Raw genomic sequence first — 24,741 nt, 5'->3', positions numbered from 1 at the left:
GCCGTTACTGCGTCACCAACCACGTGAAGGGCATCACCACGGTGACTTCCTGGTCCCGGTGCGCCGGGAAGCGAAGCCGCTCCGCCTGGGCTTCCAGGCAGCGCCCCACGTTCGACGTGGCCAGCGGCCCGCGCGTCCCCGCCCGCACCTTGCCCGACGAGACGATGGTGAGCTGCACCTGCACCTCGCCCTGACTCGAAGGCAGGTCCGCCTTGTAGCGCTCGAAGCAGGAGGAGATGCGGGACCGCCCACGCGACACCACGCGCTGGACGTCGTCGATGCCCAGCGTCACCCGCTTCTGCGTGGCCGTCTTCTTCGACGGCACGGGCGCCGCGTCCGCCACCGCCTCCTCCGCATCCACGTCCGAGGCGGGGACCGGCGCACCTGCGAGGTCCGCCGACTCCGCGGAAGCCGCCCCGGTGGGTTGCTCAGCGCCCACCGCCACCGGGGCGCTCCCGGCCCCATCTTCGTCGGCCGCGGCCAGGGCGCCATCGCCCACTGGCACCTGACCGGTGGCTGCGGCCCCATCCGCGGCAGGCAAGGCCTGCGCCCCCGCACCCACGCGCGCCGGGACAGCAGCTCCCGCCGGCTCCACCACGTTCGTGGCCGTCGCGGACGCGGGAGCCAGGGACACCGATGCGGGCGTCGTCTCCCACTGCCGGTAGCCGACGATGCCCATGGCCGTCAGCAGCATGCCGCCCGCGAGCCCCACCGCCAGCGTGCGCCAGCGTGGAGCCGCGGTGGCCGTGGCCGGCTCCGGCGTCCCGGGCACGCGAGGCGCTGGCGCCGAAACGTGCGCGGGCACCATGCCCGAGGAGGACGGCCGCACGGACATCCCAGGCCGCTGCGCGGACGTGGCATCGCCGTCCCGGGCGAGCACGCCATACAGGTTCGTTCCCTGCGCCTCCGCGCCAGCCCCGGGCGCCTGGCCTCCCTCCGCTCCCGCGCCGTACGTCGCGGTGAGCGTGGCCAGCGTGGGGATGCGGGTGCGCTCGGTGAAGCGCTCCTCCCCGAAGTGCCCCTTCAGGAAGACGCCGAGCTGCACCGGGCCCGAGCCGCTCAGGTGCTCACTGAGGAATGTCTCCAGCGCATTCGCGAAGGCCTCCGCCGTCGGGTAGCGGTCCTCCGGCTTGAAGGCCATGGCCTTGAGGATGATGGCCTCCAGCTCCTCCGGAAGGTCCGGCCGCAGCTCGCGCGGCGGCTTGAGCTCGCCCTGTAGCAGGGCGTTGAGCACCGCGAGGTCATTCTCCCGCGAGAAGGGCCGCACGTGCGTGAGCGCCTCGTACAGGCTCACGCCCAGCGCGAAGACGTCCGCGCGGCGGTCCACCTCCTTGCCGCGCGCCTGCTCCGGCGCCATGTACATGTACTTGCCCTTCACCACGCCGGTGCGCGTGTTGACGAGCCGCGACTCGGCCTTGGCGATGCCGAAGTCCAGCACCTTCACCTGCCCCTGGTATGTCAGGTACAGGTTCGACGGGGAGATGTCGCGGTGCACGACGTTCAGCGGCTGCCCGGCCTCGTTGGTGAACTCGTGCGCGAAATGCAGCCCGCGCGCCGCGTCGATGAGCACCCGCAGCACCACGGGCAGCGGCAGGTAGTGGCGCTTGCGTCCCGCAAGGCGCAGCGTCGTGGAGAAGTCCTCGCCCGCGAGGTACTCCATGCAGATGTAGTAGCAGCCCTCCGCGAAGCCCAGCTCCTGAATCTGGACGATGTTCGGGTGGGCCAGCTTCGCCGCCAGGCGCGCCTCGTCCCGGAACATCTCCACGAAGTCGGGGTTGTTCGTCAGGTGCGGCAGCATCCGCTTGATGACGACGTTGCGCTCGAAGCCATCCGCGCCCAGCAGCTTGGCGAGGAAGATCTCCGCCATGCCGCCTTCGGCCAGCTTCCGCACGAGCACGTACGGGCCATAGGGCTGCAGCAGGGGCACGGGCGCCACTTCAGGCACGGGAGGCCGGGTCGTCTGGGGGGGTGACATCCTCACGGCCCTCGCTGTTTCAGGGTGCGCACCGTATGGACCGCCGGGGCACCGGGACGCGTCATCTTAAACACCAACACGGGAGGCGAGCCCACCGGCTCCACCCACGTGCTGAAGCGGTGTTTGCCATCCAGGGCCACCGGACGTCCATTGATGGACAGGCGAGCGTCCACCGGGGCGACGCCGACCGCGCGCACCCTCGCTCCCGCGGGCTGGCCATTGCGCGGCGCGGACACCACGAGCTCCGGCACGGAGTTGTCGTAGACCAGCTCCAGCTTGTTCATCCGCCCTCCCTTGAGCTGTGCACCCGTGGCGGAAAGCGGCGTCACGGACCAGACGTAGCTGCCCTCGCCCAGCGCTCCCGCGTCCAGCGCGGCCCGCGTCTCCGTCACGGTGCGCTCGGCCACCGGCGTGTCCAGCGCGCCCGTGCGGTACACCGCCACGCGGTAGCGCGCCGCGGAGGCGTCCGCGCCGTAGGTGAAGGTCACCGCGGGCGGCTTGTCCTGGTAGATGATGGTCGTCTTGTCCGGCCCCTCGGGCACCACGTTGCGCACGCGCGCCAGCGAGCGGACCACGCGCTCCGGCGCGAACGACGCGCTCCCCGTCACCTGCGTACCGTCCTTGCGGCGCACCCGCCAGTGGAGGCGGCCCCGCGCCGGTGCCGGCACGTTGACGAAGGCGCGGAACACGGTGCCCGACAGCACCGGGCGCGTGAAGGCGGCGTCCTCGGCCACCTCCACCTGCGCCTCGCCCTCGCCTTCCCAGGTGATGGCCACCTCCCGCAGCCCGGAGTGGAACACCTCCGCGCCATCGGCGATGCCCAGGGCCAGCGGTGCCGGAGCCAGCGGCTCGACGCGTGGAGCCTGCGCCGCCGCCGCGTCCACCGTGGCGCGCTCGCCCGCGCGCAGCGCCTGCCGGGCCTCGCCGCGCACCAGCGTCACCTGCCCGGTGAGCGCATCCACGAGATAGCCCGCGGCCGTGCGCCGCACCGCGAGCCGCGCCTCCCCGTCACCCTCCAGCCGCAAGCCCGGCAGCACCAGGCGGCTGTTGCGGCCGCGCGCCAGCTGCAGCCCCAGCCACCCCTTCAACAAGTCCAGCCGCGCCTCGTCGGTGGTGCCCCCCTGCCCCGCGGACGTCAACGCCAGCTCCGAGTCCGAGCCCAGCGACAGCACCGACGCCGAGCCCTCCAGTCCCAGCACCGCCGAGCCCCCGCGCCCCGTGCGCACGCTGCCGCCCGGCGACAGCACCTCGCCCTGCTTCGCCACCGCGCGCCAGCGTGCGCTGCCCTGGGCCCGCACCTCCGCGCGCCCCGTCCCCAGCCGCACCGTCACCGCCATCGGCGCCAGCTCCATCACCCGCGCGCCTCGCGCCACCAGCACCGTCCGCTCCGGCGTCGCCTCCACCGCGTCGCCCTCGGCGGCTTGCACCGTCCTGCCGTCGCGGCCGATGAACTCGATGGCCCCCAGCCGCACCTCGACCCGGCCCGAGTCCTCCGCCACCTGCACGCGCACCTCGCTGGGCTCCTCGGGCCCCACGCGCGTGAGGCCGAAGGGCGTGCGGATGCTCAGCGCCACCTTGGAGCGTGGCCCCGTCCGCTTCACGCCCGCCGGGACACGCGACAGCAGGATGCCGCGCTCCACCTGGAGCACGATGCCTCCCGAGTCCTCGCCCAGCGCGAAGCGCGCGTCCGGCCCCACCTCCACGGAGCGGCCATCCGGGAAGCGCACCGTCGCCGCGCCGCCCGAGGCCGTCTCCACCGCGTCGCCTCCGTACAGCGGCCCTTCCGAGGCGGGCTGCAGCTTGCCGCCGCGCTCCAGGCGCACGTCGCCGGACAGCCCCTCCAGCCGCCCCAACGCCTCGCCCGGGCCCGCGTCCACCGCCGCCACGGCCGCGGGAGGCGGAGCCTCGGCCTCCTTGTCACACGCCGAGACGAGGAGCAGGAGCACCAGGAACCAACGACTCACCGTTTCCCCCTCGGGAAGAGGTCGACATTGAAGATGGTCCGCTCACCATTCCGCAGCGTGACGACCTTCGTCTGGGACCGGTGCCCTCGCGCGGAGATGGTGATGCGATAGGTGCCGCCTCGCACCTGGACGTTGAACGCGCCCTTCTTGTCCGTGCGTGCACGCACCTTGGCCTTCGTGATGAGGAGCGTCGCCACCAGGGGCTGGCCACCCCGCGCGCTGCGGACCTGACCCGTCAGCGTCGCCCGGGTCTCCTTGCGCTCCACTTCCAGGGGGACCGCCAGCGCTGTCTCCTGCCCCGCGACGATGAACGCCGCCTCCTCCGCCGGCCGGAAACCCGCGGACTTCACCGCGACGGACACGGGCCCGGGCGTCAGCGCCTCCACCAACGCCTCGCCCGTCAGGTTCGTGCGCGCCTCCACCGTGCCCACCGATACCGGAACCCCCGGCAGCGGCACCCGCGTCTGCGCATTCACCACCGTCACGCGCAGCGAGCCCGTCGCTGGAGGCAGCGGGCTGGCCCTCACCTCCAGCTCCGAGCGCGTCCCGGCCTCCACCGTGGTCTCCGCTTCCGCGGCGGCGTACCCCTCCGCGCTGACCCGCGCGGCCACCGGCCCGGGCGGCAGGGGCGCCACGTCCACCTCCCCCAGCGCGTCCGCCACGTGCTCCACCTCGCCCACCACGACGCGCGCTCCTGGAAGCGGAAGGCCCGTGCGCGCATCCAGCACCCGGAACGTCACGCTGCCCGGCGCCACCACGGGCGGCGCCTCGGGTGGCGCCACCACCGGCAGGGAGGGACGCGCCCCGTCATGCCACGCCAGCTCCAGCGCCGCGCCCACCCGCCGCAGCCGCTGCCGGGACTCCGTCCCATCCGCCAGCGTCACCGTGTCCTGCACGTGCTGGAAGTCCAGCACCAGCGTGCCCGTCCAGCGCTCCGCGCGCCGCAGCGGCACCAGCAGCGCGCCGCCCGCGGAGAACCCCTTGGCCTCCGCGCGAGCGCCCGAGGCATCCCGCACCGCCAGCGACACCGGCAGCTCGCCGCGCGCCTCCAGCCCCAGCCCCAGCGGCAGGGACACCCGCAGGACCCCATTCACCACGGCCGCGTGCCGCACGCCGCGCAGGAAGACCGGCGCCGAGGAGTCGTGGAAGTGAGGCAGCTGCGCGAAGCCATAGCCCGCGCCGAGCTCCGCGCGCACCGGCCCCAGGAAGGCCCGCGCCCGGGGCCCCACCGAGGCCCTCAGCAGGCTGCCACCGGTGATCCGCAGCGTCCCTTCCCGCAGGTCGAAGGCCTCTCGCTGCACGCCGGCCCACGCGCCGAACCAGGACGTGCCCAGCCACCCCGTCCCCACCGCCGCCAGATCGTTCGGCGTGAAGCCCTCATAGGTGAGCCCCGGCCCTACATCGGCCTGCCGCCCATCGCGCAGCGCCATCCCGTAACGCAGGCGCAACGAGGCGCGCTCGGCCCCCGCCTCCGCCTGGACGGTGGGCGCGGCAAGCAGCGTGAGGAGCACCAGCACCAGGCGCGCCGAGAGGGAACGCAGGGGAAGCGGGGGCGGCAAGACGCGGCGGAGTATAGAGAAAGCCGGGAAGGCCCCCAACCCCGCGACCCTCCACATTCAGGGGCGCTGGCGCGGGAGCGCGGATCCGTGGCCTCTACCCCACAGGGCGACCGGAGGGCATGGGAACGGGCACGGAAGTCCCTCCAGGAAGCGGATGGCTTCTTGCTGGAGTGGATACGCTTTGCTAAGCATCCTCACGGTCGGTAGCGCCTCGTCTAACCTCGTGGATTCACTCCAGAAACATCGGAGCGTTGCCGCGAGGCGGGGCGAGCGAACGCTGAGGAGCGCATACGCCCATGGGCACGCAACTGGTGATGTACGAAGAGGAGTACACCAAGATCAACGCCGTTTGCGACCGGCTTACCAAGGACGCGAACGCGAAGGTGGTCTTCCTCGTCGACAAGAACGGGCAGCTCATCTCCTCGGCTGGTCAGACGCAGAACATCGACACCACGTCACTGGCCTCGCTGACGGCCGGCAACGTGGCCGCGATGGGTGGCCTGGCCAAGCTGATTGGGGAGAACGAGTTCCCCAACCAGTTCCACGAGGGGGCCAAGGACTCGCTGTACATGACCATCGTCGGCAGCCGGGTCGTGCTGGTCGTCATCTTCGACAACCGCACCAGCCTCGGCCTCGTCCGCCTTCGCATCAAGAAGGCCAGTGACGAGCTCACGAAGATCTTCGAGAGCCTGGTGAAGAAGACGGAGAGTCCTGGAGCCGGGTCGCCCTTCGCCGAGATCTCCGACGACGATATCGACAACCTCTTCAGCGAGTAACCCGGGAAGCCATGTCCTTCATCAACTACTCATCCCGCGAAATCAACTGCAAGATTGTCTATTACGGGCCCGGGCTCTGCGGGAAGACGACCAACCTCCAGTACATCTACAACAAGACCGCCGCGGAGACGAAGGGCAAGCTCATCTCGCTCTCCACCGAGACGGACCGCACGCTCTTCTTCGACTTCCTCCCGCTGTCGCTCGGTGAGATTCGCGGCTTCAAGACGCGCTTCCACCTGTACACGGTCCCCGGCCAGGTCTTCTACGACGCCAGCCGCAAGCTCATCCTCAAGGGCGTGGATGGTGTCGTGTTCGTGGCAGACAGCCAGATCGAACGCATGGAAGCGAACATGGAGTCGCTCGAGAACCTCCGCATCAACCTTGCGGAGCAGGGCTACGACCTGAACAAGATTCCGTACGTCATCCAGTACAACAAGCGGGACCTGCCCAACGCCGTGACGGTGGAGGAGATGCGCAAGGCGCTCAACCCCCGCAACATCCCGGAGTACCAGGCCGTGGCTCCCACGGGCGTGGGCGTCTTCGACACGCTCAAGGCCGTGGCCAAGCTCGTCCTCACCGAGCTCAAGAAGGGTGGTTGAAGCAAGCGCCCTGGCGGGCGACTGCGTGTCCCGCCCACGGCGTGGCAAGACGTCCCACAGGCAAGGGTGCTATGTCCTCCCTTGCCGTCAGGTCGGACCGTCTGCCCACTGAGGTCGTACCGTGCGTGTCGCCGCCTCCTTCAAGCTCCTCGCCCTGCTGGGCGCCACCCTCTGGGGGCCGGCGCTCGCGCAGGAGCCCGCAGCCTCCGCTGCTCCCTCCGCACCCGCCACCGCCGCGACCGCGGACGAGGCGTTCGACACCCGCGTGAAGACGCTGGAGGAGAACGTCGTCGACCTGAAGGAGAAGATCTACCGCTCCAAGGCGCGGCTGCTGCTGCTCCAGGAGACGGTGCTCGGCGGCGACGTCTCCACCGGCGCCCGCGCCGTCATCATCCACAAGAACGAGATGGGCGGCTCCTTCGAGCTGGAGTCGGTGACGTACGCGCTCGACGGCGCGCCCATCTACACGCAGGTGGACGAAGAGGGCCAGACGGACCTGGGCAAGCGCGAGCTGTTCGAGGTCTTCAACGGACGCATCGTCCCCGGGCAGCACCAGCTCGCCGTGCGGCTCGTGTACCGCGGCAACGGCTACGGCGTGTTCAGCTACCTGGAGGGCTACAAGTTCAAGGTGCAGTCCAGCTACACGTTCAACGCGGAGCCCGGGAAGACGTCCACCGTGCACGTGGTGGGCTTCGAGCAGGGCGGCATCACCACCGACCTGAAGGACCGTCCCGCGGTGCGCTACGACGTCTCCATGGCGCGTGAGACGGGCCGCAAGGCTCCGCCCGCCGCTCCGCCGCCGGTCACCCGCTCCACTCCCGAGTAGAGGGCCACACGGTGAACGCCTCACTCCGTGCCCTCGCCCTCGCGGCGGCCCTGCTGGGGCCGGCGGCCGTCCACGCCGCCGAGCCCTCGCTGGCGCCCGCTCCCCGCCCGTCCGCGCGCGAGCTGGCGCCGCGGCTCGACGCGGTGGAGAAGGGCCTGGTCGGCACGGAGGAGGGCCTCCACTTCGTGGAGACGCAATTCACCCAGCGCGCCGAGCCCAACGACGAGGAGGCGCGCGCCCGGCGCTTCTCCGACGGCGAAATCCAGTACCTGCTGGGCGACTGGCCGGCGGCCTCCGTCCTCTTCTACGACCTGGTGAGCGACCCGCGCTTCCGCGCGAATCCGCGCTACCCGGACGCCCTCTTCTACCTGGCGGACTCGCTGCTCGAGCAGCGCAACTTCATTGGCGCGCGCCTGTACCTGCGCGAGCTGCTGGCGCTGCCCCCCACCACCCGCCACTACCGCGAGGCGCTGTCGCGCTACCTGACGGTGGCGGGGCGCCTCAACTACTACGAGGGCGTCGAGGCCTACGTGGAGCAGGCCCGGGCGCTGTCCGGCGGCCAGCTTCCGCCGGAGATTGCCTACGTCCATGCGAAGTGGCTGTTCCGCCGCACGGACCTCGCCCCCGCCGAGCGCATCGCCCGGGCTCGCGCCGCCTTCACGCCGCTGGCGCAGGCGCCGAGCGGCCCCTGGCGCCTCCAGGCCGCCTACCACCTGGGCGTCCTGTCCGTGCAGGAAGGCGACCTGCCCGCGGCCATTGCCCGCTTCCAGCAGCTCGCCACGCCGCCGTCGGCGCAGGCCGCGCAGGCCGCCCCGGGGAGGACGGGCCCCCGCCGTCCCGCGCCGACGCCCGAGGAGGAGGCCCGGCGCGTGCGCGAGGTGGCGCTCCTGTCACTGGGGCGGCTGCTGTACGAGACGGGCCGCTTCGACGATGCGCTGGACCGCTACGGCCAGGTGCCGCGCGACAGTGAGTCCTTCCCGGACTCGCTCTACGAATCGGCGTGGGTCCACGTGCGCCAGGGCCACTACCAGCAGGCCAAGAACGCGCTCGACATCCTGCTGCTGGTGGCGCCGGATTCGCAGCTCGCGGCCGAAGGGCGCATCCTCCAGGGCAACCTGCTCCAGAAGCTGCGCCGCTACGACGAGGCGACCGACGCCTATACCCACGTCATCGACACCTTCCGTCCGGCGAGAGACCAGGTGGACGCGCTGCTGGGCTCGCACCGCGACCCGGTGACGTACTTCGATCGGCTGCTGGGCCGCGCGGACGGCTCGCTGGACGTGAGCGCGCTGCTGCCGTCGCTGGTGCTGAAGTACGCCACCACCCAGCGCGAGGTGGCGGACGCGGTGCGGCTGGTGGACGACCTCGACAGCGGCCGCCGGGGCCGGAACGAGGCCGCGGCCATTGCCCGGCGCATCCTCCAGGCCCTGGACACGCGAGCCCTGGAGACCTTCCCGGAGCTGCAGGAGGCCAACACGCGCGCGGACGCCGTCGACACGGCCCTCACCCACGCCGAGGCGGAGCTGGTGCGGGTGGAGACGCTCGCGCTGGAGGGCGTGCTCACCCCCGACGAGCTGGCGCGGCTGACGGAGGCCCGGCACGCGCGCGAGGCACTGGAGCGCCGCTTCGCCACCCTGCCCACCACGCTGCAGGAGCTGGAGGCGCGCCGCGAGCGCATGCAGCGTCGCGTGGACGAGGTGGACCGCGAGGCCCACAAGCTCACCTTTGAGCTGCAGTCGCTCCATGCCATCGCCGCGTCCGTGCGCAAGTGGGTGGACGACTCGCGCCCGCAGCGAACGACGCCTCCGGACGAGGAGCGCGAGTTCCTCCTCCAGCTCCAGGCCGAGGTCCAGACGCTCACCGACCTCCAGACGGAGCTGGCCGCCACGCGGGCGCGCCTGGCGGACGAGCGCAACGCCGTGGACACGTCGCTGGCCGGAGAGCGGGCCATCCGCGTCAGCTATGCGGAGTCCCTGCGCCGCGAGCACGCCCTGCTGCGCGAGGCCGAGCCCCGCGCGGACTCGGAGGCCCAGGCCACGCTGCGGCGCACCCAGGCCGTGCGGCGCCGGCTGGACGGCCTGCGCGAGCGCGTGACGACGGCGCGGACGGTGCTGCGCGAGCGGCTGGAGCAACGGGGCCGCGTCATCCGCGAGAAGGTCGTCGCCGAGCAGCAGCTCCTGGAGCGCTACGAGGCGGAGGTCGCGGCCGTGTCCGGTGACGCGCGCTTCCTGGTGGGCCGCATCGCCTATGACAGCATCCGCCGCGTGCGGCAGCAGTTCTATGACCTGGTGCTCAAGGCGGACGTGGGCGTGGTGGACGTGGCCTTCAACGAGAAGCAGGACAAGACGACCGACATCCAGACGCTGTCCACGCAGAAGGACGAGGCGCTGCGCGAGCTGGACGCCGAGTTCCGGGACGTCCTGTCCGAGGTGAAGGAGTGATGCGCTCCCGCCTGCTCGCCGCGCTGCTCCTGCTGGGCGGCTCCGCCTCCGCCGCGGAGGCCCCGGCCGCGCCGCCGCCTTCGCCCTACCTCCAGGGCCTGGGGCGCACGCCCGAGGAAGAGGCCCTGTTCCAGGACGTGAGCCGCGCGCTGGAGCTGTACGAGGCGGAGTCGCGCGAGTTCGACCGTGAGGTCCAGGAGCTGGTGGAGCGGCGCTACGAGCAGAAGCGCGGCGCGCTGGCGTCCTCCTACGAGAGCCGCATCAAGGACCTGGAGGCCCAGGAGCGCCGCAAGCGCCTGGACGCCATCGCCCGCTTCGAGGCGTTCCTCCGCCAGTACCCCTCCGAGCCGCGCTACACGCCGGACGTCATGTTCCGCCTGGCGGAGCTGTATTACGAGCGCTCGTCGGACGACCACCTGCTCGCGATGAAGGACTACGCGCAGCGGTTGGAGGCGCACGACCAGAACCCGGACGCGGAGTTCCCCACCGAGCCGCGCGTGGACTACGGCCCCTCCATCGCGCTCTACCGCAAGCTGCTGGCCACCTTCCCAGACTTCCGGGACAACGACGGCGCCTGGTACCTGCTGGCCTACTGCCTGGAGAAGCAGGACCAGTACGAGGACAGCCTCCACGCCTACGAGCAGCTCATCGCCAGCTACCCGCGGAGCCGCTTCGCCACCGAGTCGTGGGTGCGCATCGGCGAGTACTGGTTCGACAACTACGAGGACCCGCAGGCCCTGCCCAAGGCGGCGCAGGCCTACGAGGCCGCCACGCGCGACACCTCGCACCCGCTCTACGACAAGGCGCTCTACAAGCTCGGCTGGACGTACTACCGCATGGACCGCTTCGAGCCGGCGGTGGCGTCCTTCCTGACGCTGGTGGACTTCTACGATGCCCAGCGTGCCGCGAAGGGCGACGAGGCGGCCGGCGGCGACCTGCGCGAGGAGGCCCTCCAGTACGTGGCCATCTCCCTGGCGGACGAGAGCTGGGGCGGCCTGGCCCGGGCGGATGCCCTCTTCGCCGAGCGCGGCCCCCGCCCCTACGAGGCCGAGGTGTACCAGCGGCTGGGCAACGTCTACTTCGACCAGACGAAGCACCCGGCGGCCATCCAGGCCTACCGGCGCGTGCTGGAGAAGGCCCCGGACGCGCGGGACGCCCCGCTGATTCAGCAGCGCATCGTCCAGGCCTACGAGCGGGACCGGCTGCTGGGCCTGTCCTTCGCCGAGTCCGAGGCCCTGGCCAACCTCTACCGGCCCGGCACCGCCTGGTACGAGAAGAACAAGGACGACACGGAGGCCCTCAACCGCGCCAACCTGCTGGCCGAGCGCAGCCTGTACGGTAGCGCCACCTACCACCACCAGCAGGCCCTGGTATTCAAGCAGGAGGGCAAGTTCGAGCAGGCCAAGGCCGCCTTCGACGTCGCCGCCCGCGCCTATGGCACCTACCTGGAGCGCTTCCCGCGCACGAAGAGCGCGGGCGACATGCGCTTCTACTACGCGGAGTGCCTCTACAACGCCTTCCAGTTCGCCGCCGCCGCGCGTGCCTACGAGAACGTCCGCGACACCGACCCGGCCAACAAGCACCACTCGGACGCGACGCTCAACGCGGTGCTCGCGTGGCAGAAGCAGCTGGCCCTGGATGTCCAGGCCGGCACGGTGCCGCCGTCGAAGCCGCTGCGCTCCGCCGAGCGCCCGCAGGGCCAGGCGGTGACGCCCCGTCCCTTCGCGCCCACCGAGCAGCACCTGGTGGCCGCGGCGGACGCGTACGTGAAGCTGCTCCCCGACGGAGAGAAGGCCCCTGGCATCGCGTACCAGGCCGCGGAGCTGTACTACACGCACGACGACTTCCCCGAGGCCCGTCGGCGCTTCGAGGCCATCATCCAGGCCTACCCGAGCCACGAGGTGGCCCGCTACGCCACCAACCTCACCATCGAGACGTACCTCATCGACGAGGACTGGCGGAGCGTGGAGTCGGTCAGCGCGCGGCTGGCCAGCAACGACAAGGTCATCGACCCGAAGAGCGAACTGCACCAGCAGCTGGTGCAGTTCAAGCTCGCCGGCCGCTTCAAGCTGGCCGACCAGCTCATGGCCGAGTCGAAGTACGAGGAAGCGGCGGCCAAGTACATCGAGCTGGTGGACGAGGCCCCCCGCCACGAGTTCGCCGACAAGGCCCTCAACAACGCCGCGGTGGCGCACGAGAACACCCGCCGCTTCGACTCCGCGCTGAAGCTGTACGAGCGCATCTACCGCGAGTACCCGTCCTCGCCGCTGGCGGGCGGGGCCCTGTTCCGCGTGGCGGTGAACGCGGAGAACTCCTATGACTTCGACAAGGCCGTCACCAGCTACCAGCAATTGGTGAAGGACTACCCGGCGTCCAAGGACCGGGAGGCGGCGCTCTTCAACGCCGCGCGCCTGCTGGAGGGCCAGCAGCGCTACCCCGAGGCCGCCGCGGCCTTCATGCGCTACGCGGAGCTGTTCCCCAAGGCAGAGGACGCGCCGAAGAACCAGTACCGCGCCGCCATCATCTACGAGAAGCAGGGCAACCCGCGCGGGGAGGTGCGCGCGCTCCAGGAGTTCGTGCGCAAGTTCGCCTCCAAGCCCGGGCAGGTGGAGCTGGTGGTGGACGCGCACCGACGCATGGGCGACGCCCACCAGAAGCTGGGCAGCGCGCGCGAGGCCCAGCGCGCCTGGGAGCGCGCCGCCGCGGAGTTCGACCGGCGCAAGCTGCAGCCGGACACGCACCCGCTGGCCGCCGACGCCGCCGCCTACAGCCGCTTCCAGCTGGCGGAGCTGGAGTTCCAGAAGTTCGACAAGCTGAAGATTGGCGGCCGGGGCAAGGCGCTGGAGCGCAGCTTCACGGCCAAGCGCAACGGCGTGAAGACCGTCAACGCGGCGTACGCGCGCGTCTTCCCCTACAAGCAGCTGGAGTGGACGCTGGCGGCGTTGTACCGCCGGGGCTACGCGCTGGAGCGCTTCGCCAACACCATCATCGAGACGCCCGTCCCCCCCGAGGTGAAGCGCATGGGCGAGGAGGCGGTGGTCGTCTACCAGGACACGCTGGTGCAGCAGACCACCACGCTGGAAGAGGCCGCCGTGGAGAGCTACGCCGCGACGCTGGCCGAGGCGCGCAAGAATCGCCTCACCAACGAGTGGACGCGGCGCACGCTGGAGGCCCTCAACCGCTTCCGGCCCAAGGAGTACCCGGTGCTCAAGGAGCCCAAGCAGGCGCTCGCCGCGGACGCCGCCTACCCCGACGGACTGGTGGGCAGCCTCACCGGCCCCGTCCGGGTGACGCCGCAAGAGGCCCCGCGCCTGTCCGGGGAGGGAGTGAAGTGAATCCTGACCCGCGTCTTTCGTGCGCCCGCGCGCTGAGCGCCGTGGTGCTGACCTCCGGCCTCTGGCTGTCCGCGTGCGCCACCGGGCCCGCGGCCACGCGCCCGGACACCGCTGACGCCCCTCCGCCCGCGGAGGGCACGGCGCCCCAGCAGGCCCCGGAGGCCGCCCAGGCCCCCGCGTCCGCGCCGCTGTCCCGTCCGGCAGAGCCGCGCGGCGCCGAGCAGGACTTCGCCGAGGCGGTGGAGATTGCGCGCCGCGGAGAGCTGACCGCGGCCGAGGCGGCGCTGCGCACGCTGGTCGAGCTGGACCCGAAGCTCGACTACGCGTGGACGAACCTGGGCATCGTCCAGGAACGGATGGGCAAGGCGGCGGAGGCCGAGCGTTCCTACCGCAAGGCGCTGGAGGTCGCTCCCGAGCAGCAGTCCGCCTGGGACTGCCTGGCGCGCCTGTATGGCCGCACCGGCCGCACGGCGAAGCTGGAGGCGGAGCTGCGCGGGCTGCTCGCGTCCAAGCCGGACTCGGTGCCGCTGCGCACCGCGCTGGCCATCACCCTGCTCCAGGCGAAGAACCCCGCCGCCGCGGCTGCCGAGGCCAAGCAGGCGCTGAAGGGCGACGAGCGCCACGTGCGCGCCATGCAGGTGCTGGCACAGGTCTACTACCGCGAGGGCAAGCACGAGCTGGCGCGGATGGTGCTGGAGAACGCCCGCGCCATCGACCCGAAGGACGCCGCCACGCACAACGCGCTGGGGCTGGTCTACCTCGCGCTGGAGTCGCGGCCCCAGGCCCTGGAGTCCTTCAAGGAGGCCGCCCAGCTGCGGCCGGACTTCGCGGAGGCGCGCAACAACTTCGGCGCCCTGCTCAACGAGGCGCAGGACTACGACGCCGCCGTCACCGAGCTGGAGGCCGCGGTGCGCGCCGCGCCGGACTTCGCCTCGGCCCGCCTCAACCTGGGCAACGCCTACCGGGGCCAGGGGAACTTCGCGCGCGCCCGCGCCGAGTACGAGCAGGTCCTGCTGCTGGCGCCGGGCGCCGCGGACGCGTACTTCAACCTGGCCATCCTCTACCTCGACGTGGAGCCGCCGGGGGTGGAGCCGCTGAAGCGCTACAAGACGGCCCTCACCCACTTCGACAACTACCTGGCGCGCGGCGGGCGCGACGAGCGCATCCCCCAGTACGTGAAGGACACGCGCAAGCTCATCGACCGCGAGGAGCGGCGGTTGGAGCGCGAGCAGAAGGACCAGCTCCGCAAGGCCGCGGAGGCGCAGAAGGCCGCCGAAGCACCGCCTCCCGAGGGAACACCCCCCGCCCCCGAGGTGTCCAAGCAGGAGCCCGGTACGCACATCGCGGCGCCGGACGCCTCACCTTCCACCACCTCCGCCCCGGCCAGCCCGGCCCCGGCTCCCCCCGGCGAGCCGGCTGCCCCGGTTCCCGCCGGCTCGGATAGACTCACCACCGACGCCCAGTAGACCCGTCATGCGCCCCACCCTCGCCCTCATCGTGCTGCTCACCGCCGCGCCCGCGCTCGCCCAGAACAACAGCCGCGCCTCCACGGCCAGCAGCGACGCGGCGCCGCCGAAGAAGGCCCCGCGCAAGGTCATCCGCCTGGAGGCCATCACCGTCGAGGGCCGCATCCAGAAGCCCCAGGCCATGTACATCCTCCAGCGCTCCAACCTGAGCTTCGACGACCTCAACCGCACCGAGAGCTTCGTGCCCAAGGTCGAGAAGAGCGTGGAACAGGACCCCTTCTAGCCCCATGGCCGCCACCTCGCAGAACAAGCTGCTCCGCGTCGGCGTCATCCAGAACGGCCGCATCGTCGAAGAGCACCACGTCCGCCGCGAAACGGTCACCATCGGCCACGACGCGAAGAACACCATCGTCCTGCCAGCCTCCGAGGGCCGGCCCGCGCGCTTCGCGCTGCTGGAGAACCAGAACCAGCAGTTCCAGCTCGTCATCGCCCCGGACATGCAGGGCCGCGTCAACCTCGGCTCGTCCGACGTGGACTTCGAAGCCCTGCGCGCGCAGGGCCTGGCCACCCGCCGCGGCGACCTGCACGTGCTGCCCCTGCAGGAGACGGCCCGCGGCAAGGTGGAATTGGGTGACGCCACCCTCTTCTTCCAGTTCGTCACGCCGCCGCCCGAAGAGGCGAAGCCCGTGCTGCCGGCGGACGTCAATGTCAGCCGGTGGAAGACGATGGACCGCGTCTTCTTCGGCATCCTCGCGGCCTCATTGCTGGTCCACTTCTCCGGCGCCGCCTTCATCATCTCCGCGGAGACGCCGCAGGTGGCCGAGCTGGAGCTGGACGAGCTGGATGACCGCTTCGTGCGCGCCATCATCCCCCAGCGCCCGGCGGAGGCCCCCAAGCCGGTGGACGCAGGGCCCGCCGAGGCCCCCCGACCCGACACGCCGGAGGCCGCGCCCAAGGAGGCCGCTCCCGCCGAGCCCAAGCCCGCGGGTGACGCCGCCCAGCAGCGCCGCGCGGAGGTGGTGAAGAAGGTCTCCGGCAAGGGCCTGCTCAAGATTCTGGGCTCCAACAGCGGCGGTGGCCAGGGCGCCTTCGCGGACGTGCTGGGTGGGGCCAGCGGCGGCGGTGACATCGCCGAGGCGCTGGCGGGTGCCGGCGGCGTGGGCGTGGCCCGCGAGGCGTCCGTGGGCGCCTCGGGAGGTCCTCGCGGAGGCGGCACCGGCACGGTGACGGACATCGGCGCCATCGGCACCCAGGGCGGCGGCAAGGTGGACCTGGGGGACAAGAAGGAGACGGTGGTGAAGGGCCGCGTGCAGGACGCCGCGCCCGAAATCGAGAGCGCCGACGTGGACCGCGACGCGCTCGCCCGCTACGTCCGCGCGCGCAAGGCCGCCATCCAGAGCTGCTACGAGAAGGAGCTCAAGCGAAACCCCAACCTCAAGGGCAAGGTGGTGGTGCGCTTCACCATCAAGACGTCCGGCCGGGCCGGGGACATCGAAATCGAGGAGAACACCCTGGGCAGCGAGGCGGTGGGTAGTTGCATCCGCACCACCATCCGCAGCTGGGTGTTCCCCTTCAAACCCGACGACGAGACGGCCGTTTCCTACCCCTTCGTCTTCGCGCCGGCGGGCTAGGCTCCGGCTGGGGTGCACCCATCCCGGGCCCCGGGGGGACCATGGAGAAGCTGTCCGTCATCGCCTCGTCGCCGCTCTTCGAGATGCTCTCCGCCGCGGAGCACCAACGCCTCGCGGAGCTCGCGCGGGCGCGGCACTTCGCGACCGGCGAGGTCATCTTCGAGGAGGGTGACCTGGGCGACAGCCTCTTCGTCATCGTCCGCGGCCAGGTGGAGGTCGCGCGCCGTCTGCCCGAAGGCGGCCTGCACCCGCTCGCCGTGCTCTCCCCGCCGGAGTTCTTCGGGGAGATGGGACTCATCGACAAGGACTTCCGCTCCGCCACCGTCCTCGCGCGGACGGAGGTGGACCTGCTCCAGCTCAGCGCGTTGGACCTGCGAGAGTTCCGCAGGACGCACGGAGACGGCTTCACCTTCATCGTGGTGAATATCGCCAGGAGCCTGTCTGCCCGGCTGCGCGAGGCCAATGTCCGTCTCGCGACGAAGGCCTGATTAGTCAGCCATGACTACTTTCATTGCCCTTGTGTCGGTTTGACACCCCCCACCCCTGCCTCTACGCTCTGCGCCATCGTGAGCCGAATGCGCAACGTCGGAATGCTTGCTGTCCTGGCCGCCGGCATGGCGACGGCACAAAGCCCGTCCCCCGCCGCGCCGCCCGCCCCTCCCGCCGCCACCGCGGCGCTGGAGAAGGCCAGCGACGTACCGGACTCGCTGAAGCTGGTGCGCAGCACGCAGGCCCTGGGAGGCATGCGTGACGTGCTCCGCGCGGTGCTGGGGAAGGTGGAGGAGGCCCGGCGCACCAGGGACGTGGTGAAGCTCAACTGCGCCAACGAGAAGCTCACGCAAATCAAGGGCCTGCTGCGCATCTCCGAGCAGGCGGACGTGTCCCTCCAGGAGGCCGTGTCCCGCCAGGAGTCCTCGTCCAGCGAGCATGAATTCACCAAGGTGATGATCGCCCAGCAGAAGGTGGCGCAGCTGCGCGCCGAGGCCGAGGAGTGCATCGGCCAGCTGGCGTTCCGCACCGATGAGAACCTCTTCGTGGAAGTGGAGGAGCCCAACAACCTCCCCGGAGGAGACCCCACCCGTCCCCTCGCCCCAGACATCGTCCTGGTGCGCCCACCTCCCGCCAGTCCCGTCCAATAACGAAACGCTCGGTCCGGCTCGACACGCATGTTATGACGCCGCCGGCCGCAAGCACGAAAGGTGGGAGGACATGCGCCTCACGCCTGGGAAGCCCTTCTGAGCCATGAAGCAGCCCGCGACATTCTGGGGGGGATTGGGAGCGCTGGCGCTGCTCGCCCTGGGCGGCACCGCCTCGGCCCAGGCCATCGCGGCGCCGGAGACGGGGGGCAACGGCATCAAGGTGGGCAGCGGACGGCTGCACCCCTACTTCGACCTGGAGACGCGGCTGGACAGCGGCGTGGGCTACTTCACGCCTGCCGGTATTCCGGAGCCCGACAGCACGCCAGTGTCCGCGAAACTGTCGAGCGACGTGGCGCTGCGCTTCCGGCCGGGCTTCCGGCTGGACATCCCGTCCCCCAAGCTGGCCTTCAACCTGAACGCCAACTTGGACTACGTGATGTACACGGGTCTGGTGACGAAGAACTCCAGCGCGGCCTCGCGCATGGAGGGCGCCGCGGACCTGATCGCGCGCATCAACCCGGACGCCCCGCTGTCGCTGGAGGTGTCGGACCAGTTCGCGCGCTCGGACCGCACGCGCACCGCGGCCGTGGGCGTGGGCGTGCTCAGCCTCTTCAACGAGGCGCGGGCGCGGGCCCTCTGGCGTCCGGGCGGCGGCGCCGTGGAGCTGGTTCCCAGCGTGGCCTACGCGGTGGAGTTCTTCCAGCCGCTCAGCTCGGTGAGCCCCATTGGCTGCGCGGAGAGCGTGTGCGACCCGACCGCCGTGGAGCGCTTCGACTACGGCAACCTGCGCGTGGGCGCGGAAGGGCGCTGGCGCTTCCTGCCGAAGACGGCGGTGGTGCTCGACACCCACCTGGACGTCCGCAGCTACTTCAACGACAGCACGCCCAGCGCCTCGCTGCTGCGCGCCCTGGTGGGCGTGGCGGGCCTCGTCTCGCCCAAGGTGGCCGTCACCGGCAAGGCGGGCTGGGGGCAGAACTTCGGCTCCACGGGCGGCGGCACCTTCCTCGGCCAGTTGGAAGGCACCTACCTCTACAGCCCCACGCTGAGCTTCAAGGCCGGCTACCTGCGCATGCTGGAGCCCGTGGCCGCCTACGGCTTCTTCACCGACAACCGCGCCTACGGCGAGGCGCGCGCCCTCTTCGGCGGGAAGCTGACGGCGCGCGTCGGACTGGCGCTGGACTTCCTGAGCTTCGACGGCGGCCGCAGTGACACCGTCGTCGGCGCGAATATCGGCCCGGAGTATCAGTTCACGCCGTGGCTGACGGGCGCGGCCGGCTACATGCTGGGCCTCCGCTCGTCCTCGGTGGACGGCGGCGGCCTCAACTACACGCGGCACGAGGGGTACGCCCGCCTCTCCGTGACGTACTGAGGCCCCCATCCTCGTGGAGCTGAAGCGCTTCTTCACCGTCTTCTCCCTCGCGGCGCTGCCCGCCTGCTTCGGCACATCGCAGCGCCCGCCGCCGCCCGCCCCCACGCCCGCCACGGAGGCCAGCGTCGCGGCCCGTCCCAGCGGCGGCACGCTGGGGCCCGGGGACGTGGTGGAGGTGCGCGTCTTCCAGGAGCCCGAGCACTCCGGCACCTGGCGCCTGTCCGGCGAGGGCACCATCGACTACCCGCTGTGCGGCAAGGTGCCGCTGTCGGGGACCACGCCCAGCTCGGCGGCGGATGTGCTGCGCGACTGCCTGGCGCGCTACCTGCGCCGGCCACAGGTGTCGGTGCTCATCCGCGAGTACAACTCGCAGAAGGTGTTCGTCTTCGGCGAGGTGCAGAAGCCGGGCACCTTCCCCGTGGACAACGAGATGTCCATCGTCCAGGCGATTACGCTGGCGGGCGGCTTCACCAAGCTGGCGGCGAAGAACAACACGCTGGTGACGCGCGTGGTGGACGGGCAGGAGCGCAAGATTCGCGTGCCCGTCGAGGATATCGGCGTGGGGCGGGAGAAGAACTTCATGCTCCAGCCCGGCGACATCGTCTTCGTGCCGGAGAGCTTCTTCTAGCCTCAGCCCCGCGGTGGCTGCTCGCGCAGCCCGTCCACGAAGCGCTTCGCCTCCGCCAGCAGCGCCGGGGCCAGCGCGGGCGCGGACGCAATCACGTCGCCGCGCAGCACGTCGAAGGGCTCGCCGGAGATATGGCGGATGACGCCGCCCGCCTCCTCCACCAGCAGCGAGCCCGCGGCGATGTCCCAGGGCTTGAGGCCGAACTCGAAGAAGCCGTCGAAGCGCCCCGCCGCCACGTAGGCCAGGTCCATGGCGGCGCTGCCCGTGCGGCGCATGCCCTGCGCGTGGAGGATGAGGCGGGTGAAGAGGCCCACCGGGCCGTCGGGCCGCTCGCGCACGTCGTAGGGGAAGCCCGTACACAGGAGCGCCCGGTCCAGTGTGGACACGGCGCTGGCGCGCAGCGGACGGCCATTGAGGGTGGCCCCCTGCCCGCGCGCGGCGGAGAACAGCTCATCCAGCATCGGGTCGTAGACGGCGCCGGCCAGCATGCCGCCGGGGCCCTCCACCGCGACGCTGACGCAGAAGTGCGGCACGCGGTGCGAGTAGTTGGTGGTGCCGTCCAGCGGGTCTACCAGCCAGCGCAGGCTGTCCGAGCCCTGCGTGGCGCCGCTCTCCTCCGCGAGGATGGCGTGGTCCGGGTGGCGCTCGCGGATGAAGGCCAGCAGGGCCTCCTCCGAGGCCTTGTCCGCGTCCGTCACCAGGTCGATGCCGCCCTTGAACTCGATGGTGCGCTCGCCCAGGAAGCGCTCCGCGAGGATGCGGCCAGCGAGCCGGGCGCCCTCCTCGGCGGTGCGGCGCAGGCTGTCGGGTGAGTCCTGGGACATGTCGCGCTCCTCTAGGGGGTGGGCTCGGCGAGCAACGCCTCGAGCTCCGTCTGGTACTTCGCGAGGAACTCCTCCGCGAAGCCCTCGTGGACGTGGCGCACCACGCCCTGGCGGTCGATGAAGTACGTCGTCGGCATGCCCCGCACCTTGAGGGTGCGCTCGGCCACCTGGGCGTTCTGGTCCAGGAGGACGGGCAGCGTCACCTTCGTCTCCTCCAGGAAGGTAGGGATGGCGCGCGGGTCCTCGTCGATGTTGAGCGCGTACACCTTCAGCCCCTGGGCCGCGTACTCGGTCGCCAGGTCCTGGTAGTAGGGCAGCGCGTCCCGGCAGGGCTCGCACCAGGTGGCCCACACGTCGAGCACCACCACGCTCCCCCGATCCGAGGCGATGTCGTAGGGCTCGCCGCCGGGATACCGCTTCACCTGGAACTCCAGCGGCTGCGACGCCTTGGCCGCGCCGCCCGCCTTCACGGCGGCCTGCGGGTCGAGCGGCGGCATGGCGGGGGCACTGGCGCAGCCGGACAGCGCGAGCGCTCCAGCGAGGACGGCGAGTGGCAAGCGAGGCATCTCAGGCTCCCTTCCGTGCCCGAGCCGCCAGGGCCGCGAGCACCTTGTCGATGAAGCCACCGAAGGCTCCGTTGCTCATCACCAGCAGCACGTCCCCCGGGCGCGCCTCCTGGGCGACCAGATCCACCAGCGCCTGCACGTCCGTGGCGCCCTCGGCGGGGATGCCCTGGGCCTGGAGGTCCGCGACGAGCTTGCGCACGTCCAGCTCCTCGCCCACGGGCACCTTGTCGTGGCGCTCGGGCACCTTGAGGCTGGCGCGGGCCGCGCCGGTGAAGGCGTGGGCGTAGTCCTCCTGGTGGATGTTGCGGCGGCTGGTGTTCGAGCGCGGCTCGAAGACAGCCCACAGGCGCCGCTGCGGGTAGCGGTGGTGGATGGCGGCGATGGTCTCCCGCACCGCCGTCGGGTGGTGCGCGAAGTCGTCAATCACCATGACGCCGTCCGGCTCGCCGCGAATCTCCTGCCGGCGCTTCACGCCGCTGAAGGAGGCCAGCCCCCGGGCGATTTCGTCGAAGGTGAGCCCCAGCCCCTGCGCCGCGGCGATGACGGCCAGCGCGTTCTCCACGTTGTGCGCGCCCCCCATGGGGAGCTGCGCCGTGCCCAGCACCTCGCCGCGCGCCACCACCTCGAAGCGCGCGCCGTCGGGGCCGAAGGACAGGTTTCGCGGCGTGAAGTCCGCGTCGGCGCCCTCCTTCGCCACGTATGTCACCACGCGCCCCGGGCAGCCCTCGCGCGCCAGCTTCACCGCGTTGGGGTAGGCGGCGCAGACGACGAGCTGTCCGTCCTGGGGGATGAGCCGGACGAACTTCTCGAACGTCGCCTCGTAGTGCGGCAGGTCCTTGAAGATGTCCGCGTGGTCGAACTCCACGCTGGTGAGGATGGCGGTGCGCGGCCGGTAGTGGAGGAACTTGGAGCCCTTGTCCCAGTACGCGGTGTCGTACTCGTCGCCCTCGACGACGAAGTGCGGGCCCTTCCCCACGCGGTAGTTGCCCGCGTAGTTCTGCGTGACGCCGCCCACGAGGAACGACGGGTCCTTGCCCGCGGCCACCAGCACGTGGGCCATGAGCGAGGACGTCGTCGTCTTCCCGTGCGTGCCGGCCACGACGACGGAGTGCGAGCGGTCCAGGAAGAGCGAGCCCAGCGCGGCGGGGAAGCTCATCTGCTTCAGCCCACGCTCGCGCACGGCGGTGGCCTCGGGATTCACGCGGCGGATGACGTTGCCGATGATGACGAGGTCCGGCTCCGCCACGTCCAGGTTCTCCGGACGGTACGGCGTGGAGGCGGGGATGCCCCACGTCCGGAGCATGTCGCTCATGGGCGGGTAGACATTCTCGTCGCTGCCGGTGACCTCGTAGCCGGCGGCCTTGAGCATGCCGGCGAAGGAGCCCATGCCCGTGCCGGCCACGCCCACCAGGTGGATGCGCCGCACGCTGCCGGGTTCGAGGGTGTCGAGGACGTTTCCGTTGTCGTCAGCCATGGTGTCCCTGCTTGAGGTCGGTGAGCCCGAGCGCCTCCACGACGAAGTCATGGAAGAGCGGGCGGAAATCCCGGATGCGCGTTTCCTGGCGGCCGTTGGCCACGCGGTTCGTCACCAGCGCCACCACCAGCGAGCGGCGCAGGTCCACCCAGAGGCTGGTGCCGGTGAAGCCCAGGTGCCCCACCGCGCCCGGCGGCGTGTCGCCCAGGTAGTGCCCGGCGCTGGACACGCCCTCGGAGGGCGAATCGAAGCCCATGGAGCGGGTGCTGCCCTCCACCAGCGGGTCCGTGGCCAGCGCGCGGTGCCACAGCGGCCCCGGCGCGAGGATGGCCCCGCCCGCGCAGCCTTCCAGCACGGCCTGGCCGAAGCGGGCCACGTCCACGGCGGTGCCGAAGAGGCCTGCGTGTCCCGCGACGCCGTCCATCACCCAGGCGTTGTCGTCATCGACCTCGCCCGGGCGCGTGGGCTGGGTGGGCACGTCCTTCCACATCCCCTCCTGCCCCGGAGCGGGCTCGCGCGGGCGGGTGGCGCCGGTGGGCGCGGGCACGGCGTCCGCGGGGAAGTCGGTGAGGCGGTGGAAGCGGGCGCTGAGCCCCAGGGGCTCGGCGACGTGGCTGGAGAAGAGCGTGTCCAGCGGAGCGCCCGCGGCCCGCGAGAGGATTTCGCCCAGGAGGATGAAGCCCACGTCGCTGTAGGCGGCGCGCGTCCGGGGCTCGGCGGCGAGCGGCGTGGCGGCGGCGGCCTGGATGACCTCGTCGCGGACGCGGGCGCGCAGCGCGGAGGGGCAATCCGCGTTCAGCAACTCCGGGTGCGCGGTGAGCGCCTGCGCGAAGAAGGGCACGAAGGGCGGCAGGCCGGAGCGGTGGTAGAGCAGGTCCGCCACGGTGACGCCGGCGTCGCCCACGGGCGTGCCCGGGAAGTAGCGGGAGACCAGCGTCTCCGGGCCCACCTTCCCTTCCGTCCACAGGCGGAGGAAGAGCGAGGTGGTGCTGATGACCTTGGTGAGCGAGGCGAGGTCGAAGCGCGTGTCGCCGGAGACGTTGCCCGCCACGCCGCCGAACACCTGGACGCCCCGGTGCAGCACGACGGCCTGGGCCGCGGGGAAGACGCCGATGCCACAGGCGTCATCGAGGACCTTCTGCAGAATCGCGATGGGGTGGGTACCGCCACTCATGCCCGCACGGCTCCTTCGAGGAAGGTGAGGCGCGCGGCGTCCGCGTCCAGGCGGACCTGCGTGCCGAGCGCCACGGGGTAGTTGATGTCACCGTGGCCAATGGGGAAGCCCGCCGCGCACGGGAGGCCCGCCTCGCGCGCGAGCTCACGGAGCACGTCGGCGCTGGAGTAGTCCGCGCCCTTCTCCTCGCAGCCCGTGAAGTCGCCCAGGACGATGCCGCGCACGCGCGAGAAGACGCCCGCCAGGCGCAGGTGGGTCCACATGCGGTCGATGCGGTACGGGCGCTCGGTGACGTCCTCCAGCAGCAGCACCGCGCCGTCGAGCGGCGGCATGTACGAGGTGCCGATGAGGCGCGAGAGCACGGACAGGTTGCCCCCCACGAGGTGCCCCTCCGCCATGCCGGGCACGTAGGTGGCCGAGCCCGTCAGGGGGGGCGGCGCCTCCGGGGACTCGAGGAGACGGAACAGGTACTCGCGCACCTCGGGAGGCTGCCGGCCGAGCTGCGTGAGGACGGGCCCGTGGAAGGAGACGCGCCCCAGGGCCTGGAGCGCCCCGTGCACGGACGTCAGGTCGGAGAAGCCGACGAAGGCCGCGTGCGAGGCGTCCGCGAAGGGGAGGTCCGGAAGGAGCCGGGCGCTGCCGTAGCCGCCCCGGGCGCTGAAGATGGCGCGGGCCTCCCGGTCCAGCAGGGCGCGAGACAGCTCCCCGCCCCGGCGCGCGTCGTCACCGGCGAGGTAGCGGTGGGCGGCGAAGATGTCGGGGCCGTGGATGGGGCGGTAGCGCTCGGCGATGACGGCCAGGCCGGCTTCGAAGGTCGGACGGTCGAAGGGTCCGGCAGGGGCGACGACATGCACGGCGTCGCGAGGACGGAGCGGAAGGGGCTTGAGCCAGCGCACGCTGCGCTTCATAGCACCCGGGGCCCGAGGGTCACGGTGATTCGAGCCCCGGGCGGGCGAAGCGTTGAGTTCCCCCGTCCGTCGGCACACGGACACTGC

General features: G+C 71.5%; 20 protein-coding genes. 12 read left to right on the top strand and 8 right to left on the bottom strand.

What is annotated here, in order from left to right; all coding sequences use genetic code 11:
* Positions 1-4: 4 nt before the first annotated feature.
* From VZL07_RS24210 to VZL07_RS24200, 3 genes are read right to left on the bottom strand one after another with little or no spacing between them, the layout of a single operon-like run.
* Positions 5-1,975, bottom strand: a complete 1,971-nt coding sequence (locus tag VZL07_RS24210) for a protein kinase domain-containing protein (protein WP_426749997.1) — start codon at positions 1,973-1,975, stop codon at positions 5-7.
* A gap of 2 nt (positions 1,976-1,977) precedes the next feature.
* On the bottom strand, positions 1,978-3,939 hold the full coding sequence (locus VZL07_RS24205; RefSeq protein ID WP_426749996.1) for a hypothetical protein: 1,962 nt from the start codon (positions 3,937-3,939) through the stop codon (positions 1,978-1,980).
* A complete protein-coding gene (locus tag VZL07_RS24200; RefSeq protein ID WP_426749995.1) occupies positions 3,936-5,456 on the bottom strand; it encodes a carboxypeptidase regulatory-like domain-containing protein in 1,521 nt (506 codons plus the stop codon). The genes VZL07_RS24205 and VZL07_RS24200 overlap by 4 nt, the downstream gene beginning before the upstream one ends.
* Before the next feature lie 338 nt (positions 5,457-5,794).
* On the opposite strand from VZL07_RS24200, the gene mglB reads away from it, so the two are divergent.
* From mglB to VZL07_RS24140, 12 genes are all read left to right on the top strand, one after another.
* Positions 5,795-6,274 carry a gliding-motility regulator GTPase-activating protein MglB gene (gene mglB / locus VZL07_RS24195; RefSeq protein ID WP_426749994.1) on the top strand — a complete coding sequence of 160 codons (480 nt, stop codon included), beginning with the start codon at positions 5,795-5,797 and terminating at the stop codon, positions 6,272-6,274.
* 11 nt (positions 6,275-6,285) lie between these two features.
* On the top strand, positions 6,286-6,873 hold the full coding sequence (mglA, locus tag VZL07_RS24190; RefSeq protein ID WP_002637269.1) for a gliding-motility regulator Ras-like GTPase MglA: 588 nt from the start codon (positions 6,286-6,288) through the stop codon (positions 6,871-6,873).
* A gap of 121 nt (positions 6,874-6,994) precedes the next feature.
* Positions 6,995-7,699, top strand: coding sequence for a dihydrolipoamide acetyltransferase (locus VZL07_RS24185; protein ID WP_426749993.1), 705 nt, complete (start codon positions 6,995-6,997; stop codon positions 7,697-7,699).
* A gap of 11 nt (positions 7,700-7,710) precedes the next feature.
* Positions 7,711-10,140 (top strand): tetratricopeptide repeat protein, encoded by a 2,430-nt coding sequence (locus tag VZL07_RS24180; protein WP_426749992.1) that lies wholly within the window; start codon positions 7,711-7,713, stop codon positions 10,138-10,140.
* Positions 10,140-13,475, top strand: coding sequence for a tetratricopeptide repeat protein (locus VZL07_RS24175; protein WP_426749990.1), 3,336 nt, complete (start codon positions 10,140-10,142; stop codon positions 13,473-13,475). The genes VZL07_RS24180 and VZL07_RS24175 overlap by 1 nt, the downstream gene beginning before the upstream one ends.
* Positions 13,472-14,941, top strand: coding sequence for a tetratricopeptide repeat protein (locus VZL07_RS24170; RefSeq protein ID WP_426749988.1), 1,470 nt, complete (start codon positions 13,472-13,474; stop codon positions 14,939-14,941). Before VZL07_RS24175 ends, VZL07_RS24170 begins: the two co-directional genes overlap by 4 nt.
* A 7-nt stretch (positions 14,942-14,948) precedes the next feature.
* The gene (locus VZL07_RS24165; RefSeq protein WP_426749987.1) at positions 14,949-15,224 is read left to right on the top strand and encodes a hypothetical protein; all 276 of its coding nucleotides are present in this window, start codon (positions 14,949-14,951) and stop codon (positions 15,222-15,224) included.
* A 4-nt stretch (positions 15,225-15,228) separates the two neighbouring features.
* Positions 15,229-16,572 carry an AgmX/PglI C-terminal domain-containing protein gene (locus VZL07_RS24160; protein ID WP_426749986.1) on the top strand — a complete coding sequence of 448 codons (1,344 nt, stop codon included), beginning with the start codon at positions 15,229-15,231 and terminating at the stop codon, positions 16,570-16,572.
* 41 nt (positions 16,573-16,613) lie between these two features.
* Entirely contained in the window at positions 16,614-17,060 is a 447-nt protein-coding gene (locus VZL07_RS24155) for a cyclic nucleotide-binding domain-containing protein (RefSeq protein ID WP_426749985.1), read from the top strand.
* Positions 17,061-17,186: 126 nt separating this feature from the next.
* Positions 17,187-17,711 (top strand): hypothetical protein, encoded by a 525-nt coding sequence (locus VZL07_RS24150; RefSeq protein ID WP_426749984.1) that lies wholly within the window; start codon positions 17,187-17,189, stop codon positions 17,709-17,711.
* Between the two features lie 103 nt (positions 17,712-17,814).
* Complete coding sequence (locus VZL07_RS24145) at positions 17,815-19,080, top strand: hypothetical protein (RefSeq protein ID WP_426749982.1); 1,266 nt, start codon at positions 17,815-17,817, stop codon at positions 19,078-19,080.
* 13 nt (positions 19,081-19,093) lie between these two features.
* Positions 19,094-19,708, top strand: a complete 615-nt coding sequence (locus VZL07_RS24140; RefSeq protein ID WP_426749981.1) for a polysaccharide biosynthesis/export family protein — start codon at positions 19,094-19,096, stop codon at positions 19,706-19,708.
* A gap of 2 nt (positions 19,709-19,710) precedes the next feature.
* Here the strand turns inward: VZL07_RS24140 and VZL07_RS24135 are convergent, their stop codons facing one another.
* Genes VZL07_RS24135 through VZL07_RS24115 form a run of 5 tightly spaced genes read right to left on the bottom strand, consistent with a single transcriptional unit; the run spans position 19,711 to position 24,654 of the window.
* Positions 19,711-20,532, bottom strand: a complete 822-nt coding sequence (locus VZL07_RS24135; RefSeq protein WP_426749980.1) for an inositol monophosphatase family protein — start codon at positions 20,530-20,532, stop codon at positions 19,711-19,713.
* An 11-nt stretch (positions 20,533-20,543) separates the two neighbouring features.
* Positions 20,544-21,098: a TlpA family protein disulfide reductase gene (locus VZL07_RS24130; RefSeq protein ID WP_426749979.1), complete on the bottom strand. Its 555-nt coding sequence runs from the start codon at positions 21,096-21,098 to the stop codon at positions 20,544-20,546.
* A gap of 1 nt (position 21,099) precedes the next feature.
* The gene (gene mpl / locus VZL07_RS24125; RefSeq protein ID WP_426749978.1) at positions 21,100-22,572 is read right to left on the bottom strand and encodes a UDP-N-acetylmuramate:L-alanyl-gamma-D-glutamyl-meso-diaminopimelate ligase; all 1,473 of its coding nucleotides are present in this window, start codon (positions 22,570-22,572) and stop codon (positions 21,100-21,102) included.
* Positions 22,565-23,746: a serine hydrolase domain-containing protein gene (locus VZL07_RS24120; RefSeq protein WP_426749977.1), complete on the bottom strand. Its 1,182-nt coding sequence runs from the start codon at positions 23,744-23,746 to the stop codon at positions 22,565-22,567. Before VZL07_RS24120 ends, mpl begins: the two co-directional genes overlap by 8 nt.
* A complete protein-coding gene (locus tag VZL07_RS24115; RefSeq protein WP_426749975.1) occupies positions 23,743-24,654 on the bottom strand; it encodes a S66 peptidase family protein in 912 nt (303 codons plus the stop codon). Before VZL07_RS24115 ends, VZL07_RS24120 begins: the two co-directional genes overlap by 4 nt.
* Positions 24,655-24,741: the final 87 nt, after the last annotated feature.

Origin of the sequence: Pseudomyxococcus flavus (assembly GCF_050038885.1) — a bacterium.
In the GTDB taxonomy this organism is placed as follows: domain Bacteria; phylum Myxococcota; class Myxococcia; order Myxococcales; family Myxococcaceae; genus Myxococcus; species Myxococcus flavus.
The sequence above is the reverse complement of the archived record's forward strand: the minus strand, read 5'-3'. Positions and strand labels throughout refer to the sequence as shown.